The organism is Thiomonas sp. FB-Cd (genome assembly GCF_000733775.1).
GTDB lineage: Bacteria > Pseudomonadota > Gammaproteobacteria > Burkholderiales > Burkholderiaceae_C > Thiomonas_A.
Window position 1 is genome coordinate 1,764,530 of sequence record NZ_JPOE01000002.1, and the last position, 16,158, is coordinate 1,780,687.

The 16,158-nt window shown below is 61.7% G+C and carries 14 protein-coding genes and 1 pseudogene; 9 read left to right on the forward strand and 6 right to left on the reverse strand.

Going from position 1 to position 16,158, the window contains the following annotated elements; genetic code table 11:
- Positions 1-49: 49 nt before the first annotated feature.
- Together CD04_RS0108610 and CD04_RS0108615 are read right to left on the reverse strand one after the other, a co-directional pair.
- A pseudogene (locus CD04_RS0108610) lies at positions 50-676 on the reverse strand (4Fe-4S dicluster domain-containing protein); the annotation flags it as partial.
- The gene (locus CD04_RS0108615; RefSeq protein WP_051849042.1) at positions 673-3,759 is read right to left on the reverse strand and encodes a molybdopterin oxidoreductase family protein; all 3,087 of its coding nucleotides are present in this window, start codon (positions 3,757-3,759) and stop codon (positions 673-675) included. The gene CD04_RS0108615 and the pseudogene CD04_RS0108610, both read right to left, overlap by 4 nt.
- 259 nt (positions 3,760-4,018) lie before the next feature.
- On the opposite strand from CD04_RS0108615, the gene CD04_RS0108620 reads away from it, so the two are divergent.
- Positions 4,019-5,116, forward strand: a complete 1,098-nt coding sequence (locus tag CD04_RS0108620; protein ID WP_031405916.1) for an alkene reductase — start codon at positions 4,019-4,021, stop codon at positions 5,114-5,116.
- A gap of 99 nt (positions 5,117-5,215) precedes the next feature.
- Here the strand turns inward: CD04_RS0108620 and CD04_RS0108625 are convergent, their stop codons facing one another.
- Both CD04_RS0108625 and CD04_RS0108630 read right to left on the reverse strand, forming a co-directional pair.
- The gene (locus CD04_RS0108625; protein ID WP_031405918.1) at positions 5,216-5,572 is read right to left on the reverse strand and encodes a hypothetical protein; all 357 of its coding nucleotides are present in this window, start codon (positions 5,570-5,572) and stop codon (positions 5,216-5,218) included.
- Between the two features lie 512 nt (positions 5,573-6,084).
- Positions 6,085-7,200, reverse strand: coding sequence for an IS110 family transposase (locus CD04_RS0108630; protein WP_031405920.1), 1,116 nt, complete (start codon positions 7,198-7,200; stop codon positions 6,085-6,087).
- A 166-nt stretch (positions 7,201-7,366) separates the two neighbouring features.
- On the opposite strand from CD04_RS0108630, the gene CD04_RS0108635 reads away from it, so the two are divergent.
- Positions 7,367-8,725, forward strand: coding sequence for an argininosuccinate synthase (locus CD04_RS0108635; RefSeq protein WP_038168154.1), 1,359 nt, complete (start codon positions 7,367-7,369; stop codon positions 8,723-8,725).
- An 8-nt stretch (positions 8,726-8,733) separates the two neighbouring features.
- Positions 8,734-9,057, forward strand: a complete 324-nt coding sequence (locus tag CD04_RS0108640) for a pyrimidine/purine nucleoside phosphorylase (protein WP_031405924.1) — start codon at positions 8,734-8,736, stop codon at positions 9,055-9,057.
- Between the two features lie 68 nt (positions 9,058-9,125).
- Here the strand turns inward: CD04_RS0108640 and CD04_RS0108645 are convergent, their stop codons facing one another.
- Positions 9,126-10,427, reverse strand: a complete 1,302-nt coding sequence (locus CD04_RS0108645) for an NAD(P)/FAD-dependent oxidoreductase (RefSeq protein ID WP_031405926.1) — start codon at positions 10,425-10,427, stop codon at positions 9,126-9,128.
- A 415-nt stretch (positions 10,428-10,842) separates the two neighbouring features.
- On the opposite strand from CD04_RS0108645, the gene CD04_RS0108650 reads away from it, so the two are divergent.
- The 5 genes from CD04_RS0108650 to CD04_RS0108670 all read left to right on the forward strand — a co-directional run bounded on the left by CD04_RS0108650 (position 10,843) and on the right by CD04_RS0108670 (position 14,251).
- On the forward strand, positions 10,843-11,349 hold the full coding sequence (locus tag CD04_RS0108650; protein ID WP_031405928.1) for a YeeE/YedE thiosulfate transporter family protein: 507 nt from the start codon (positions 10,843-10,845) through the stop codon (positions 11,347-11,349).
- The gene (locus CD04_RS0108655) at positions 11,346-11,960 is read left to right on the forward strand and encodes a YeeE/YedE thiosulfate transporter family protein (RefSeq protein ID WP_031405930.1); all 615 of its coding nucleotides are present in this window, start codon (positions 11,346-11,348) and stop codon (positions 11,958-11,960) included. The genes CD04_RS0108650 and CD04_RS0108655 overlap by 4 nt, the downstream gene beginning before the upstream one ends.
- A gap of 177 nt (positions 11,961-12,137) precedes the next feature.
- Entirely contained in the window at positions 12,138-12,404 is a 267-nt protein-coding gene (locus tag CD04_RS0108660; RefSeq protein WP_031405932.1) for a hypothetical protein, read from the forward strand.
- Positions 12,405-12,477: 73 nt separating this feature from the next.
- On the forward strand, positions 12,478-13,218 hold the full coding sequence (locus CD04_RS0108665; protein ID WP_051849043.1) for a hypothetical protein: 741 nt from the start codon (positions 12,478-12,480) through the stop codon (positions 13,216-13,218).
- A 46-nt stretch (positions 13,219-13,264) separates the two neighbouring features.
- Complete coding sequence (locus tag CD04_RS0108670; RefSeq protein WP_031405936.1) at positions 13,265-14,251, forward strand: sulfurtransferase; 987 nt, start codon at positions 13,265-13,267, stop codon at positions 14,249-14,251.
- Positions 14,252-14,374: 123 nt separating this feature from the next.
- Here the strand turns inward: CD04_RS0108670 and murB are convergent, their stop codons facing one another.
- Entirely contained in the window at positions 14,375-15,397 is a 1,023-nt protein-coding gene (murB, locus tag CD04_RS0108675; RefSeq protein ID WP_031405938.1) for a UDP-N-acetylmuramate dehydrogenase, read from the reverse strand.
- 49 nt (positions 15,398-15,446) lie between these two features.
- On the opposite strand from murB, the gene CD04_RS0108680 reads away from it, so the two are divergent.
- A complete protein-coding gene (locus CD04_RS0108680) occupies positions 15,447-15,932 on the forward strand; it encodes a YajQ family cyclic di-GMP-binding protein (RefSeq protein WP_031405939.1) in 486 nt (161 codons plus the stop codon).
- Positions 15,933-16,158: the final 226 nt, after the last annotated feature.

A 16,158-nucleotide genomic window follows, 5' to 3' on the forward strand; every position in this document is an offset into this window, starting at 1 on the left:
GCGCATGGGGCTGGCCAGCAATCGATTCGCCAACCGGCCCGTCCTGCAGTCCAGCGGCCACCATTGCCCGGCGCGGCAGGTATTGGTTGGCAGGGCGGGTGCCGAGTTCGGGCATCAGAGCGTAGCCACCTCTACTGCGGATGGCACGCGACACCTCGGACTCGGGGTCGTGCACATCGCCGAACAGCCGCGCATGGGTCGGGCAGGCGTTGACACACGCGGGGTTGCGGCGCTCGGGCGGCGTGGTTTCATCGTAAATGCGATCCACGCACAGGGTGCATTTGGTCATGATGCCGCGGTCCTCATCGAACTCGCGCGCGCCGTAGGGGCAGGCCCAGGCGCAGTATTTGCATCCAATGCATTTGTCAGCATCCACCAGCACGATGCCGTCCTCCTTGCGCTTGTAGGAGGCGCCCGTCGGACACACTGGCACGCAGGGGGGCTCCTCGCAGTGCAGGCAGCTCTTGGGGAAATGCACCACCTGCGTGTTTGGAAACTGACCGACCTCAAAGGTCTGTACCCGGTTGAAGAAGACTCCCGAGGTGTCACTGCCGTAAGGATCGATGTCGCTCAAGGGGCCGGCAGCGCCCGACGTGTTCCATTGTTTGCAGGACGTGACACAGGCGTGACAGCCGACGCAGACATCCAGGTCGATGACTAGCGCGAGTTGGGTCATGAGCGGGTCTTCGGTTGAGAAGTCGTGGGTTTGTTTTTGTGCATGCGCCCTGCGTGGTACTGCAGCACCTGCGCCTGCGATTGCAGCCCGGCGTGCTGGCCGGGGGTGCGCGGCTGCGCAGCGTGGCGAGGCCAGCTGGCGTTTGCATCGACAGCGTGCAACACGTCGGTCCCTGCCGGCAGGGGCGCGCCGTGAACCTCCGCGTACGCATCGTCGCCGGCAGCCATCTCGGGAGCGCCGGCCGGGCGCAGGCGCACCCGCACGTCGTACCAGCCGGCTTGGCCAGTGATCGGATCGCTGTTGGACGACGGACCATTGGCGCCCGGCAGCTCGTCCGTGATCAGGTGGTTGAGCAGGAAGCCACGGTGCGACTCGGCCGCGCCCGGCCGCAGGCCCCAAGCGCCGCTGGCCTTGCCGATGGCGTTCCAGGTCCACACCGTGCCGGGCTCCACCGCCTCGGAATATTGCGCGACGCAGCGCACCCTGCCCCAGGCAGACTCAACCCACAGCCAAGCACCATCATCGACCCCGGCGGCGCGAGCGGTTTGCGGGTGCACGAACAAGGGGTTATGGCCGTGAATCTGCCGTAGCCAAGCGTTTTGCGCATCCCAGGCGTGGTACATGGCCATTGGGCGCTGCGTCACCGCCGCCAGCGGAAAGGTGGCAGCGTCGGTCTGCGCCTGCTCCAGCGGCGGCTCCCAGAATGGCAAGGGGTCGAAATGGTGGGCGATGCGCGCGCGCAAATGCTCAGGCGGCTGCCGGCCCTGGCCCGCCGTACTCGCCGCAGTCGCCTCCTCGGCACGGTCGCTCGCCGCCAGGCGAAACTTCTGCAACACCTCGGAATAGATGGCAATGACCACCGGATCATCGCGCCGGCGCCAGCCCATGTCCTTCGCGTAGCTCAGGTAGTCACGGTTGACACCGCGCATGTAGCGCAGGTTCTCGGGCAGCGGGGTGTAGTGCACGCAATCGTTCTCGGCGTAGCGCTCCCACTGCTCGGGGTTGGGCTCGCCCTTGAGCGACTTGCTGCCATCCTTGCCGCGCCAGCCCGAGAGGAAGCCCACGCCGGAGCCAGGTGCCGTTTCGTAGCGGACGATGAAGTCGGTGTATCCCTTGTACTTTGGAGTGCCGTCGGCGGCGGTGAATGCCGGAAAGCCCAGACGCGAGGCCAGCTCGATCAGCACCTCCTGGAACGGCCGGCAAGCGCCCAGGGCCGGCACCACGGGCACGCGCACCGAGTCCATCGCGCCGTCGAATTCCGAAATCGGGCGGTCGAGCATGGACATCGCATCGAACCGCTCCAGATAGCTGGTGTCAGGCAGCACGAGATCGGCGAAAGCCACCATCTCGGACTGGAAGGCATCGCACACCACCAGGAAAGGAATCTTGTGCTCGCCGTCGGCACGTTTATCGGTGAGCATGCGACGCACGCGCTGCGTGTTCATGGCCGAATTCCACGCCATGTTGGACATGAAAATCAGTAGAGTGTCGATAGGGTAAGGGTCGCCGCGCCAAGCGTTGGTGATGACGTTGTGCATCAACCCATGCACCGCCAGCGGATACTCCCAGGAAAACGCCTTGTCGATGCGCATGGGCTTGCCAGCCTCGTCCACCATCAGGTCCTCAGGCCCGACTGGCCAGCCCAGTGGCGCACCGTTCAGGGGCGTGTTGGGCTTGACATCGTCCCACGAGCGCGGGGTTCGCACCCCCGGCGGCGTCTGCTTGGGGTATGGCGGCTTGTGGCGGAAGCCGCCGGGAGCATCGATGGTGCCAAGCAGGCTCATGAGCACAGCAAGAGCGCGGATGGTCTGAAATCCATTGGAATGTGCTGCCAGCCCGCGCATGGCATGGAACGCCAGCGGGCGGGCGGTGACATAGCTGTGCTCACGGCCCCACGCGTCGGTCCACGCCTGCGGCACGTCAAAAGCCTGGTCGATGGCGGCTACAGCCATCTCCTCGGCCAGCTGTGTGATGCGCGCAGCACTGATCCCAGTGATGGCCGCTGCCCACTGCGGCGTGCTTGTGGCCACCTGATCGCGCAGTAGCTGCAGCGCGGTGGCCACCGGGGTGCCATCGGGCATCTGGTAGCGACCGAACAGGGCGGGCGTGGCGTCGTCGCTCCACGCTGGCACGGGTTTTTGTGTCGGCGCGTCCCACCACCAGGCGTTGCGCGGCGACGCGGGGTCGCCCACTTCACCATCGGGGTTGCGCAGCATCATGCCGTCGTCCGGGTGGCCGGGCTGCACCCTCACCAGTTGCGCGGCGTTGGTGTAACGCGCGGCGTAGGCGGAATCGAAGCGCCCGCTGCGCAACAGTTCATGCAGCAGCGCCATGAACAGCGCACCGTCGGTGCCGGGACGGATGGGGATCCACTCGTCGGCGACAGCCGAATAGCCGCTGCGCACCGGGTTGATGGAGATGAAGCGCCCTCCCCTGCGTTTGAAGTCCGACAGCGCCATCTTCAGCGGATTGCTGTGGTGATCCTCAGCCGTGCCGATCATGACGAACAGTTTGGACTGCTTCAGGTCCGGGCCACCGAACTCCCAGAAACTGCCGCCTGTGGTGTAGATCATGCCTGCAGCCATATTCACCGAACAGAAGCCACCGTGAGCGGCATAGTTCGGCGTGCCAAACTCGCGTGCGAAAAGACCGGTGAGTGCCTGCATCTGATCACGTCCGGTGAACAGCGCGAACTGCTTGGGGTCGGTGGCGCGGATGTGGCGCAACCGGTTTTCAAGCATGGCAAAGGCCTCGTCCCACGAAATCGGCTCGAAATCGCCGGCACCACGCTCGCTGCCCAGCTTCCGGCGCAGCGGCTGCGTCAGACGGGCGGGCGAGACCTGCTTCATGATGCCAGCTGACCCCTTGGCGCAGATCACGCCATGATTGAGCGGGTGGTTGGGGTTACCTTCGATGAACCGCACTTCGCCGTCCCGCACATGCACGTGGATCCCACAGCGGCAGGCACACATATAGCAGGTGGTGGACTTGACCTGGGTCTCGCCTTGCGGCTTCGCGATGGGGTCATGCAGCGGCGTGCCGTTGGAGAACACTCGGTTGATACGGTCGGTGATCCAGGCCATGGGATGTTTGGATTGCTCGGAGCGGAGGCTAAACCGTAGGCCCGACGGTCTATGAATTCCAACGCAATGTTTCGCTGACGATCAACAGCTTTTTCGATGGAACCGTCCCATGGCATTAGCACGAGACACACAAACCTGTCAGGGCGCGGGCTCTGCAGGCCTTGCGCTGAGTCCCTACGATGCCAAGTTGCACATTTGAGCAACGTTCGCGGAGGCCGATGATCGAATCTGGCCTCTGCCCTACCCAGGAATTCCAATCATGCACAAGAACCTGTTCAGCCCGCTCCGCATGGGCGCACTCGAACTGCCAAACCGCGTCGTCATGGCGCCACTCACGCGCTCGCGTGCCAGTCAACCCGGCGATGTGCCGAACGAAATGAACGCTCGCTATTACGCCCAGCGCGCCGCAGCTGGCCTGATCGTGAGCGAAGCCACGCAGATCAGTCGCCAGGGCCAAGGCTATGCATTCACGCCTGGCATCTACACCGATGCACAAGAGCGTGGCTGGCATATCGTGACCGACGCAGTGCATGCGGCTGGCGGACGCCTCGCGCTGCAACTGTGGCATGTCGGGCGCATCTCTCACCACCTCTTGCAGGAGGGTGGCCAGCCCCCGGTTGCACCGTCGGCCCTACGCAGCGAATCCGGCGAGTCCTTCGTTGTGCTGCCCGAAGGCCCCAAGCGCGTTCCTTGCGACATGCCGCGTGCGTTGGAAACCGAAGAACTCGCAGGCATCGTAGAGGACTATGCGCACGCCGCGCAGCGTGCCCTTCGCTCCGGCTTCGACATGCTGGAGCTCCACAGCGCCAACGGCTACTTGCTGCAGCAATTTCTCGCCACGAACACCAACCAACGCACCGATGCCTACGGTGGCAGCCTGGAGAATCGGGCCCGCCTCGTCCTGGAGGTCATGGACGCCATCATCGCCGTGGCCGGCAGCCAGCGCGTGGGCGTGCGCATCTCACCGCATTTCACCCGGCACGACATTGTCGATACCGAGACCGAGGCCATTCACCTTTATCTGGCGCGGGAGTTTGAACGCCGCGGTGTGGCCTATATCCACGTCGCCGAACCGGACTGGGCGGGCGGCCCGTCACTGACCACTGACTTCCGCAAGCAGTTGCGCCAGTCCTATCGGGGGCGTCTCATCGTCTGTGGCAACTACACGGCTGACAGCGCCGAGGCCCGCATCGGCGAGGGCTTGGCTGACGCTGTGGCATTCGGCCGCCCCTTCATCGCCAATCCGGATCTTGTGGAGCGCCTGCGCCGCGGCGCAGCCTTGAACAAACCGGACGCCACGACGTTTTATGGAGGCGGCGAGCGTGGATACACCGACTATCCAACTTTGGCCGATTAGGCTTTGGGGGCTTCGCGCCCCCACACACGCCAGCCCCAGATCGCTGCCTTCTGGCTTAAACCCAGAAATCGACGAGGAGCTGGGGAGGTTGAAATGGTCTCAGGGCTTGCCACCGCCAGGGCCCCTGCCGGCCCCCGGCCCCATGCCGGCGCCAGGACTCAAACCTTGGTGCATACGCTGAGCCGGCGGGTTGTCGGGCAGCGTCACACCGCGCTCCCTCGCTCGCTCCTGCATCTGCTTGTGATGTTCGGCCCGCAAGTGTTCGCGCTCCCGCACGGTCTTTGCTTCGCGCAACCTCGCCCTGTACTCGTTGCGCTCCTGCCGGGTCATCAATTGACTCCCGTAAATCGTCTCCTGCCTCTGCGTTTGGGCAAAGACAGGTGTGGTGCTTAAGCCAGCGGTTGCTAGCACCAAGCTTGCGGCGATTGCAGTCAGCAGCGGTTTTGTGGATGTCATGGCATTCTCCTGAGTAGAACTCTCGATATGGGAATCAGCGGATGTCGTCTTTCGTAACATAAAGGCCGGGCGCATGCCGGCGCTTGACCAAGATCAAGTTTGGGCGCCTCTTGCGCTGCGCCCTTGAACGCGCGCTGTCGGAGCCTGCGCGGCGCCCCCCCGAGCGCGCGATGCGTCAACGCGACGGCAACCCAGCAAACACCCGCACCCTGTGCCGTGGACTCACGCTCCGGCCGGAGGGGCTCCTCATATGGTCGCCGCTGTCAATCGCGTCAGCGCATGGGTGATGGCCGGTGAGGGGGTTCAGGATCGATCGGGTGATGCGACACGAGCGTTGCAGCGACGATGAATCAGACTCATATCCGCGGATTGGTTACCAGCACTTCATCGATTCGTCGCGGGCCTGCCTCGCTCTAGAGTCGGGGATCAGCCTTGCGGTGCCCTGGTAGGAGCTTCGAGGATTGCCCTGTCGGTGCTCGTGTGGCATCGCCCGATCGATCCCGGGTCGGTGTTCAGGTGATCCCCCTTTCGCGTTGTGCGTGCATGCCGAGCGCCCAGACGAAACCCGCCAGTTCGCGGGCCACGGCCACGCAGACCTTGTTGGCCTGAACGCCGCGCTTGTGCAGGGCGGCGTAGCGGGCGGTCAGTCGTAGCTGTGCCTTCCAGGCGATCATGCGGATTGCCTCGGAAAGCCCCTGCTGGCGTGCATGGATCTCTTTGCCGACTCTGGCCTTGAATTGGTCGTGCCAAGCCGCCTCGACCAAAAGCCTGCGCGCATGGCCGTTGCCCGTCTTGGTGATACTGCCTCGGCTCGTGCGTTCACCGCTGGAGTGCTCCGAGGGCACCAGGCCCAGGTAACCCATGAGCTTGCGCGGGTGCTCGAAGCGACTGAGGTCACCGATCTCCGCAACCAAGCCGATCGCGGTGACCGCAGCCACCCCACGCAACGCCTGCAAGGCTTCAACCACCGGCTCGAAGCGCCAACCTGCGATCGACGCCTGCAGCGCCTTCGTCAGCCGCGCCACGCGTTCGTCGGCCGCTTTCACCGCTTGCCAGTACTCGGTGAAGGCCGTCTGCGTGGCAGCCGAGTCGAAGCTCTGCCTGGCCAGCCACTGATCGTGCGCACCGCACCAGGAGGTCTTCCCGCCATAACGCCGGTCGTGACGCAGCAGGAAGCCCTTAAGCTGTTGACGCACCTGCGTGCGGTTGTTGACGGCGTCCTCGCGCGCCCGTGACAGATCGCGGATCGCCTCGTCTGCCGGATCGGGAATCCACACGGGTGTCAGCGCCCCGGCACGCGAGTACTCGGCCAGCTCCAGGCTGTCGCGGGCGTCGGTCTTGACCCGCTGACCCGACTGCCGAGGCGTCTTCGACGGCGCAATGACTTCGCACGCATAGCCCCTCGCAGCCAATGCCCGCTGCAGCCCGTAGCCCGTCGGACCGGCCTCGTAGACGATGTGCAGTCCATCGACCGTGCCCAGCTTGGCCAGCACCTTCAACAGCTTGGGAACGTCATGCGCGACCTTGCCCACCAAGCAAGCTTTGTCTCGCCCGGGCTCGGCCGCAGCCACCGTGATGCTGTCCTTGTGGACGTCCAAACCCACATGAATCTTGGTACCCTTTTCCATGGTCGGTCTCCTGTTTGCTGATGGCCCATGCCACAGCATGTAGCTCTACGCGCCTCGGCGCGCAACCTACGATGTTGGGGACCGGCCATCCGCCCTTCACGCGGCGACCATGATGTCTAGAATGGACTGCTGGTTCAGGTTTCATCAAATAGGCAAATCCAACATCATGTCAGCCATCAAAAAAGTAGTTCTCGCCTACTCGGGCGGGCTGGACACCTCAGTCATTCTCAAATGGCTTCAGGACCAATACCAATGCGAGGTCGTCACCTTCACGGCCGACATCGGCCAAGGTGAGGAAGTGGAGCCGGCGCGCGCCAAGGCCCTGAAAATGGGTATCAAGCCCGAGAACATCTACATCGAGGACCTGCGCGAGGAGTTTGTGCGCGACTTCGTGTTCCCGATGTTCCGTGCGAATGCGCTGTACGAGGGCGAATACCTGCTTGGCACGTCAATCGCACGCCCGCTGATCGGCAAGCGCTTGATTGAAATCGCGCGTAAGACGCGAGCCGATGCCATCTCGCACGGTGCCACGGGCAAGGGCAATGATCAGGTGCGCTTCGAGCTCACCGCCTACGCGCTCATGCCGGGTGTGAAGGTCATCGCTCCTTGGCGAGAATGGGATCTACTGTCTCGCGAGAAGCTGCTGGCTTACGCTGACAAGCATGGCATCCCCGTGGACTTCAAAAAGCGCAAAGGCGGCGGTGCGCCCTACTCGATGGACGCCAACTTGCTGCACATCAGCTACGAAGGCGGCGTACTGGAAGATCCGAACTACGCGCCTGACGACAAGATGTGGCGCCTCACCGTGTCGCCCGAGAAGGCGCCCAACAAGCCGCAGATTGTTGAATTGACCTATGCAGCTGGCGATATCGTCGCCATCGACGGCAAGCCACTATCGCCAGCGCAAGTTCTCACGACGCTCAATGGCATCGGCGGGCGCCACGGAATCGGGCGACTGGACAAGGTGGAAAATCGCTATGTCGGCATGAAAAGCCGCGGTTGCTACGAAACTCCGGGCGGTACCATCATGCTGGCCGGGCATCGTGCCATCGAGAGCATCACCCTGGACCGCGAGGTGCAGGCGCTTAAGGATGACCTCATGCCGCGTTATGCCCGCATGATCTACAACGGCTACTGGTTTGCACCCGAGCGCGTACTGCTACAAGGGCTGATCGACGCCTCGCAGGCGACGGTGAACGGCAAGGTGCGGTTAAAGCTCTACAAGGGCACAATCATGTGCGTGGGGCGCGAATCGGCAACTGACAGCCTGTTTGACCCTCAGATCTCGACCTTTGACGATGACCGCGGCGCTTACAACCAGGCCGATGCAGCAGGGTTCATCAAACTCAACGCGCTTCGACTGCGCATCGCGGCCAACGCCAAGGCCAAGCGCGCGGCCAAGTCTCGAGGCAGCGCGAAGCCAGCAGTCAAATCAGCTGGCAACTCCACCAGCAGCAAGAAGGCATCTTCCACCACCAAATCCGGTCTGGGCAAGCGCGCCAAGGCCGTCTCCGAGCCCCATTGACAACCATCATGACGAACGCAACGATCCTGCAAGCGCAAGTCACACCGCGGGCCAACGTTTATTTTGACGGCCGCTGTGTCAGCCACAACCTCCAACTCGCCGACGGCACGCGCAAGAGCGTGGGCGTCATTCTGCCTGCAAGCACGCTCACCTTCACGACGCAGGCGCCCGAGATCATGGAATGTGTGGGTGGTTCATGTCAGTGGCGGCTCCAGGGCAGCGCTGCCTGGCAAACGAGTGCTGAAGGCCAACGATTCGCGGTGCCAGCGAACACGGCATTCGAGATTCAGGTGGGCGCAGAGCCTTATCACTACATCTGCCATTTCGGCTGATGTCCGGGGGCCTGAACGTTGTGCCGTGAAGGGGGCGCGCCCCCTTCACGGCGGTCAAGCCAGTCGTGTCAACTGTGGTGATGGGGGTGCATCACCTTATCCTGAAGACGCTTGAAACCGACGAGCTTCATGACGTACTTTTCGTAGATGGGCTCCGAATTGCCCTTCTTCATCTTGCGAATGAAATATTTCTCGAATGCAATCTTCGCCAGATGCACCCACTTGCCGGAGCCGAACCAGTTCACATCACGCGGGGGGATTTGCGGAATGGCGACGAATGCGGCTCCCGTCGTTCCGAAATCGGCTAGGCAAATCGCCTGCCAGGTCCCTTTGTGCGTGGGCTTCTGGCCTGCGAGTTCCTCCTGGATGTTGTGCACAATGGCCGTGATCATGGACTCGATCATGTAGCCGGTCTTGGGCACGCCGCAAGCCACGGGGGTCGGCCCGACCGGCGGAATGGCGATGCACACACCGGCTGAATAGATGTTGTTGTATTTCTGATTGCGCTGGAACGCATCAACGGTTACAAAACCACGCGGGTTGCACAGGCCCTCAACCTTGGCGACTGCATCGACGCCTTTGAAAGCTGGCAGCATCATCGCATGCTTGAAGGGCAGTTCATGCTTCTTCAGCACGTTGCCGTGCATGTCGAGTTCGTCGACATACATCTTGCCATCTTCCACCTTGGTTGTCTTCGCGTTCGTGACCCAACGGATGTCATGATCACGAAATTCGTGCTCCATGACCCCCTTGGAGTCGCCGACGCCATCCAGGCCCAAGTGTCCAATGTAAGGCTCCGCCGTCACGAATGTAATCGGCACCTTGCTGCGCAGCCTTTTCTTGCGTAGCGCAGCATCGAGAATCATCGTGTACTCGTATGCGGGGCCGAAGCAACTCGCTCCCGGCATGGCGCCGATGATGACCGGGCCGGGGTTTTCGCACAGCTTCTGAAAGTCTTCGTAGCACTTCTCCGCATGATCGATGGTGCAGATGGACTGCGTAAATCCGCCATGCGGCCCCGCCCCTTCGACCTCGTCGAACGCAAGCTTGGGGCCCGTGGTGATGACGAGGAAGTCATAGTTGACCTTGTCGCCATTTTGCAGCGTGATGGTGTTGTTGGCGGCATCAATGTCCGTGGCTGCCTGCGCGATGAACTCGATGCCCTTTCGCTCGACATAGGGGCGAATCGGAAAAACCACCTCCTCGCGTGTGCGCCAGCCCACGGCCACCCACGGGTTCGACGGCACGAACTGAAAATAGTCCACGGTGTTGATCACCGTAATCTTGTGTTCCTTGCCGAGTAGATCCCGCGCCTCGTAAGCGGCAGGCATGCCACCGATGCCTGCGCCCAAAATGACGATATGTGCCATCGTTTCTTTCCTCCGTAACGACCCAGTTGCGTGAAGCCCCACGCCTTGCGCGCGCCCCACCCGTGTGCCCTCGCCCTTTTTGTTGTTTCGCACCCGACGCGGCAATGCTGCAACCATCCGCTGCAGGCCATTCCCGATCGTTTCCGGGACGAGCGATCTTTGAGGCTCGTGAAGCATACCCACTACACCCACCAGCCGGGCTACCCGATAGCGCAGTATGGAGCAGCGGTTTGACATCGGTCAATCGAATACACGCGGGCATCCGTGTTTGTCCTACCCTAGACAAACCCTAATACCCCGGGAAGCATCGTGGAAATCTCTCTATACTCGCCACAGTTCCCCAAGAACGATCCACAATCAATGGGAATGTAATTAAACGCTATTGTCACCAGTACACGAGGAGGAAGACACCATCATGCGAATCCCACGACCCCTTTGGAATCCTTACGTCGCGGGAGTCATCCTCGGCTTGGGATTGCTCGCCACATTCATCGTGACCGGCAACGGCTATGGCGTTACCGGCGCAACGACCCTGATCACGGCGTCGGCAGCCGGTCATCTTGCCCCGAGTCTCGTCGCCCCCCACACCTATTTTCACGGCCTGTTCGATGCTGGCCTGAACCGCTGGATCGTGTGGGAAGTCCTCGGGTTGTCCATTGGTGCGCTGCTTGGCAGCGTACTTGCCGGACGATTCAAGTTTCAGATCGACGGCCCCACTCAGGCGGGACGGACCTTGCGCCTGGTTCTCGCGCTGATCGGCGGGACCGCCGCGGGTTTTGGTGCTCGCCTCGCCCTGGGTTGCACCAGCGGCATGGGCCTATCCGGTTCCGCCACACTGGCAGCCGCCGGGTTTTTGTTCCTGATTGGCTTCTTCATCGCCGGAGCCGTGTTCGGTCAATTGACGAAAGGACTTTGGAAATGAGCCTCCCCCTCGGCTTTACGGGCCCACTTTCGGGCATCATTCTCGGCATCATTTTCGGCTACGTGCTGGAAAACGCCGGATTTGGCAGCGGCTGCAAGCTGACGGCCCAACTTCGCTTCCAGGACTGGGCCGTGTTCAAGGTCATGTTCACCTCCATCGTGGTCGCATCCGGCGGTCTTTACCTCTTGCAAGGCTTGGGCTTCGTCAATGTCGTCAACGACATGTTTGTCCCCTCCGTGTTCATCTGGGGTAGTACGTTTGGCGGCGTCTTGATCGGTGTGGGTATGGCGGTCGGCGGCTATTGCCCGGGCACCTCAATGGTCGCCCTGTTCTCCGGCAAGCTTGATGGGCTGGTCTTCCTGCTTGGACTCGGATTGGGCACGCTCGTCTTCAACGCCTTCTCCGGCTCGATTGAATCCTGGGCCTGGAAGCAAGTCGGTCCCGATTCCCTGACGCTTCCGCAACTCCTGCACATGCCGGTGTGGGCCGTGTGGGGCCTCCTGTTGGCTGTGTTGGTGGTGGTTGGCTATCTCACCCGCAACAAGATGCAGAACCGATCGGCTTCGGCGGCGCGTTCCCCGTCGAATATGGCAACGGCTCAACAGTCTTAAACTTTGCCCGGCGGATCCATGCAGTGTGTCTGCATGGATCCGCCGTCGCCGCGTCAACAATCGCGCGCTGAATGTACACCAATCGGCGTCGTATTCGTTGAACCCAAACGAGCCAGGCTTGCTTCTGGCTGCGTATCGCACCTTTTCTTTTCCATTCCACAACCTGGAGATTTATCAATGGCCACGTCCCGCCGCCTTAAGCTGTCCCACGCTTTGCCCGCGCTGGCTCTTGCCGCCGCCGTCGTTGCTCCGATGCCCCAAGCGCTGAGCAGCCTTTCCGCCACGACCGTGGCCCAAGCTGCGGCCAATCCCTGCGCTCCAAGCAACCCTTGTGCGCCCTCGGCCAAGAAGGCGGACAAGAAGATGGAGAAAAAGGCTGGCAATCCTTGCGCTCCGAGCAAGACGCAGCACAAGTCGAGCAACCCCTGCGCGCCTTCAAAGTAATTTAGGCCTGACACGAACAGGTTGCGCCGAGTCACGTCGCATCTGATTGAGACTCCAGGCGCACAGGTTTTCCATGTCGAACGATTGGTCTGAGCAGTCATCACAATGCCGAATCGGCGACTCCGAATTGGAGGACCTGTTGCGCGCCGAGCCGCGTGCCCGCAAAGAGCAAATGCTCGAAGCGGCGGAAGATGTGCTGCGTTGCGTCCGCGCCTATTCGAGACGTAGCACCAGTGTGCTTGCCGATGTACTCGGCAAGCACACGCATTTTGAGGAATGGGCCCATTACCCCGAACACGATGCCGTCGATACCCACAGCGGCTATCGCTTTTACTACCATGCGCATGCGGCGCGTGAGCGCGTGCGCGGTGAACATGGCCATTTCCACGTTTTCGGCCCGGCGCCAATTTCACGGCGCCGCAACCATGCAACCGCCAAGCCCGACGCAGACTACACCCACATTGTGGGCATATCCGTGGATGAGCGCGGCTTTCCGATGCGCCTGTTCACCACCAACAGATGGGTCACGGCCGAGCAGTGGCTGCCGGCTGCTAGCGTGATCCGCTCGATGCACAAGCTCGATCTGCGTCGAGCAAGACCTGTGCGTGCGGCGCGCTGGGTACAAGGCGTTGTGCACCTTTTTGGCGTGCAAATTGCCGCCATCGTCCGGCACCGCGACCACCGCATGGCCAGCAAGGCAGGCCATGCCGACCTCGAACGGCTATTTGAGGACCGGCGCAGTCATATCCTGAGTCAGTGTCGCGTTGACCTGGCAAAACAATTTCAGTTTTTGGAGGGCGCCGGAGTCGGCTGAAATTCGATCCCGATTCGGCATTTTTTTGTTCAACGAGGAGAAGAGTATGAAACTAGTGAAATGGATCGGTGTTGGCATTCTGGGAGCGGCTGCCCAGATTGCCTCGGCTGCAGGCACCCTGCCGGGGCCGCTGGTCACCCCGCAGTGGCTGCATGAGCACCTGAACGAGGTCACCATCGTCGATATTCGCGACGACATGAAGACCTTCAGTGCAGAGCCCAAATTCGAAGTCGACAAGAAGACGGGCAAGAAAGATCTGGTGGAGACCGGCGGACATATCGCAGGCGCAATCTCCGTGGACTTCAACAAGATTCGGGAAGAGCGCACCGTCGACGGCGTGAAGATCAAGGCCCAGCTTCCGACGGCCGAGTACTTCACGAAAGTGATGGATGACTTCGGCCTGAACAAGACCGACAAGCCCCTCGTCATCGTTCCCACGGGTGAAAGCGTGGACTCGATGGATATGGCTACCCGCCTGTATTTCCAACTGCGCTACTTCGGTGAACCGCGCGACAAGGTCGCGATCCTCAATGGCGGCGTTAACGCTTGGCTGCAGGCTGGCTTCCCGGTGAGCACGGATAAAGTCACCGCGACCAAAGGCAACTGGACCGCTGGTCCTGAGGACAAGGCAATCCTGGCCTCGATGCAGCAAGTCAAAGAGGGTCTGCAGAAGGGCTCAGAGCAGTTCGTCGACGCACGTCCCACGGCCCAATTTCTCGGTATTGTGAAGAAGCCGATCAACAAGACCGCAGGGCATCTTCCCGGCGCCCGCTCATTTCCGACGGATGCCATCGTCAAGCCCGTGGGCGCTGCTCACGAGTTCATGACGGCTGAAGACTACAAGAAGATCTACGCCGAGTTCAACATCCAGCCCAACGTGCCGACGGTGACCTACTGCAATACGGGCCACTTGGCTTCAGGCGCTTGGTTCGTGACCCACGAAATCCTGGGCAACAAGAACTCCAAGCTCTACGCCGGCTCCATGATCGAGTGGACCAATCTGGGTAACCCCACCATCGGTCTGCAACAGTAAAAGTTCACCTGACGTCTTGCCGTCCATCGGGCGGCAGGATTTGGGTAGGCACGGAAAAGGAGGCGCCTTGGCGCCTCCTTTTTTTCGTCGTGCCGTTGCGGCCGCGGCTTGTCGGCGCGTGGATCAGATCACCACGGGCTCAAATTCGAGCGTGATGCCGAACTTTTGGGCAACGGCACGCTGTACGGCGCATGCAAGGGCCTTGATCTCCTCACCGCTAGCGCCGCCTTTGTTAACCAACACCAAGGCGTGGCGCGCATCCACAGCGGCGCGCCCCATGCTCTTGCCCTTCCAGCCGCTGGCGTCGATCATCCACGCAGCGGCCAGCTTGAAGGTGCCATCATCCAACGGGTAGCTCACAATCTCGGGAAAATCCTGCAGAATCTCGTTGCGGATCGTGCGATTCACCACCGGATTCTTGAAAAAACTTCCGGCATTGCCCAACAAGGCCGGATCCGGCAACTTGGCACGACGAATGGCGCACACCGCGTCGAAAATTTGCCGTGCGTCGGGTTCGGGATGACCAAGTTTGCCAAAATGCCGCGACAGGTCGGCATACCCCAATACGGGTTGCCACGGCTTGGGAAGGCGCAGGCGCACCTGGGTGATGAGGGATTTGCCCGCCAGCTCGCGCTTGAACAGACTGTCCCGGTAGCCGAAGCGACAAGCCCGCGCATCCAGCGTAACCATGCGCCCAGTGGTCAGGTCGACCGCGTCGAGTGAGTCGAAACGGTCGGCCAGCTCCATCCCGTAGGCCCCGATGTTTTGCACCGGTGCGGCACCGACCGTGCCGGGAATGAGGGCCAGATTCTCCAGGCCCGGCAAGCCGATATCCAGGCTCCAGCGCACGAGCTCATGCCACTGGACCCCCGCTCCGGCTTCGATGATGGCCGCGTCGACATCGTCGCGCAGCACGCGCATGCCGCCAATCTCCACCTTCACGACCAGTTGCTTTGGATCGTGGGTAATCAGAATATTGCTACCGCCGCCCAGCACGAGTTTCGGCAGCGCCCCCCATTGCGGGTGGTCCACCACGAGGCGCACATCGCGTGCGCTATGCACGCGCACCAAACGCTCCGCATGCGCCGCCACGCCAAACGTATTCATGGCGACCAAGGGCACATGGGTTTCAAGTTGCAGGTCCATACAATGTGTTTTTGATCAAACGTCCATTATCCTCGTCAGGTCACGCGCCATGCCTTCCTTTGATGCCGTCCTCGAACCCAATCTGATCGAAATCCGCAACGCCGTGGATCAGACCGGCAAGGAAACCGCCACCCGTTTTGACTTCAAAGGCAGCTCGGCAAAGGTGGAGCTCGCGGACAAGACGATTACCGCCTGGGCCGACACCGAGTTTCAGCTTGGACAGGTGCGTGACATCTTGCTGGGCAAGATGGCCAAGCGCCATGTCGACGTCCGTTTTCTCGATATGGGCAAGACCGAGAAAATTGGCGGCGACAAGGTCAAGCAGTCAATAACCGTCAAGTCCGGCATCCCGCAGGAGCTTGCCAAACGCATCACCACGGCCGTCAAGGATTCCAAGCTCAAACTGCAATCGTCGATTCAAGGCGAAGTGGTGCGCATTTCCGGTGGCAAGCGCGATGATCTGCAAGCGGCCATTGCCATGTTAGGCAAGGCCATCACCGACGCTCCGTTGTCGTTCAGCAATTTTCGCGACTGACGCGTCCAGCTGTCGTCATCGCACTCCCATCGCGGCAAAGGCGCCTCGCTTTGGGCAGCCGCCAAACTCGAGGCCGGTGTCCGCTGCAGCATGTGTTTCCGCGACAGTCCGTGCCAATCACTTTGCGCCCGTACCGCGGCGCCTTGTGCTCAAAATGCCCGAGGAACCCTGACGCGATTGCATCGCTGATCGACCTCGCCAGCCTGCCACGCACAGCCCCCTGTCG

Excerpts from the sequence above, each read along its gene's own strand:
- CD04_RS0108615 (WP_051849042.1), bottom strand. The coding sequence starts at position 3,759 with ATGGCCTGGATCACCGACCGTATCAACCGAGTGTTCTCCAACGGCACG.
- CD04_RS0108620 (WP_031405916.1), top strand. The coding sequence starts at position 4,019 with ATGCACAAGAACCTGTTCAGCCCGCTCCGCATGGGCGCACTCGAACTG.
- CD04_RS0108625 (WP_031405918.1), bottom strand. The coding sequence starts at position 5,572 with ATGACATCCACAAAACCGCTGCTGACTGCAATCGCCGCAAGCTTGGTG.
- CD04_RS0108630 (WP_031405920.1), bottom strand. The coding sequence starts at position 7,200 with ATGGAAAAGGGTACCAAGATTCATGTGGGTTTGGACGTCCACAAGGAC.
- CD04_RS0108635 (WP_038168154.1), top strand. The coding sequence starts at position 7,367 with ATGTCAGCCATCAAAAAAGTAGTTCTCGCCTACTCGGGCGGGCTGGAC.
- CD04_RS0108640 (WP_031405924.1), top strand. The coding sequence starts at position 8,734 with ATGACGAACGCAACGATCCTGCAAGCGCAAGTCACACCGCGGGCCAAC.
- CD04_RS0108645 (WP_031405926.1), bottom strand. The coding sequence starts at position 10,427 with ATGGCACATATCGTCATTTTGGGCGCAGGCATCGGTGGCATGCCTGCC.
- CD04_RS0108650 (WP_031405928.1), top strand. The coding sequence starts at position 10,843 with ATGCGAATCCCACGACCCCTTTGGAATCCTTACGTCGCGGGAGTCATC.
- CD04_RS0108655 (WP_031405930.1), top strand. The coding sequence starts at position 11,346 with ATGAGCCTCCCCCTCGGCTTTACGGGCCCACTTTCGGGCATCATTCTC.
- CD04_RS0108660 (WP_031405932.1), top strand. The coding sequence starts at position 12,138 with ATGGCCACGTCCCGCCGCCTTAAGCTGTCCCACGCTTTGCCCGCGCTG.
- CD04_RS0108665 (WP_051849043.1), top strand. The coding sequence starts at position 12,478 with ATGTCGAACGATTGGTCTGAGCAGTCATCACAATGCCGAATCGGCGAC.
- CD04_RS0108670 (WP_031405936.1), top strand. The coding sequence starts at position 13,265 with ATGAAACTAGTGAAATGGATCGGTGTTGGCATTCTGGGAGCGGCTGCC.
- murB (WP_031405938.1), bottom strand. The coding sequence starts at position 15,397 with ATGGACCTGCAACTTGAAACCCATGTGCCCTTGGTCGCCATGAATACG.
- CD04_RS0108680 (WP_031405939.1), top strand. The coding sequence starts at position 15,447 with ATGCCTTCCTTTGATGCCGTCCTCGAACCCAATCTGATCGAAATCCGC.